Genomic DNA, 744 nt, shown 5'->3' with positions numbered 1-744 from the left:
ACAGAACCGATTTTGTGGAGTTGGATGCCCAGACTCGCATGACCTACTGGAGGAAAGTACTTTCAGAGACTGAGCGGTTGGCCGAACAATTTGCGCAGCTCGTAGAGGAAGGGGAAGTCGCTGGCTTCATCAAGCCGCTTCCCTTTTAGCGCTTGTGCGCTTGCATGTGGCCAGAAATAAATGATCGCCACTCGGTGAGGCATATTAGCAAAAGCTCGCGGCTAGCCCTCTGAAAATACCACCTAGACCAGCTTAAAGCTGCTCTAGGATCGTTTCAGCGCCGCTCACCTCGTACTGCATCGGCTCATCTACATTCAACGCACTAACAACCCCGTCATCAACAACCATAGAGTAGCGTTGAGACCGCAGCCCTCCAAACGCACCTGTGTCGACAGCCATACCGATCGCCTTTGCAAACGCCCCATCGCCATCAGCAAGCATGACAAGATGTTCAGCATTCGCGCTATCTCCCCAAGCCTTCATAACAAACGCGTCGTTTACGGAGGTACAAATAATGGCATCGACACCTTGCCCTTTGATTGCATCAGCATGAACAACATAGCTCGGCAAGTGAGCCGCGGAACATGTCGGTGTAAATGCTCCAGGCACGGCAAACAGAACGACTTTTTTCCCGGAAAACAACGCTTCTGTCGTTGGGCTTTGCATCCCATCTTCAGCCAAGTATTGAAAGGTATGTGCTGGTATTTTATCGCCTACTTTTAACATCAATAAAAATCCTTATTT

1 protein-coding gene is annotated in these 744 nt (G+C 49.9%); it reads right to left on the bottom strand.

Going from position 1 to position 744, the window contains the following annotated elements:
• Nucleotides 1-252 precede the first annotated feature (252 nt).
• Entirely contained in the window at nt 253-726 is a 474-nt protein-coding gene (locus tag A3751_RS20805; RefSeq protein WP_068453987.1) for a peroxiredoxin, read from the bottom strand.
• Between the last annotated feature and the right edge of the window lie 18 nt (nt 727-744).

This window comes from Oleiphilus sp. HI0080, assembly GCF_001635135.1.
This window is presented reverse-complemented; position numbering and strand designations above follow the sequence as displayed.

What these genes read in the sequence shown, in the direction of transcription:
- A3751_RS20805 (WP_068453987.1), bottom strand. Translation starts at nt 726, where the DNA reads ATGTTAAAAGTAGGCGATAAAATACCAGCACATACCTTTCAATACTTG.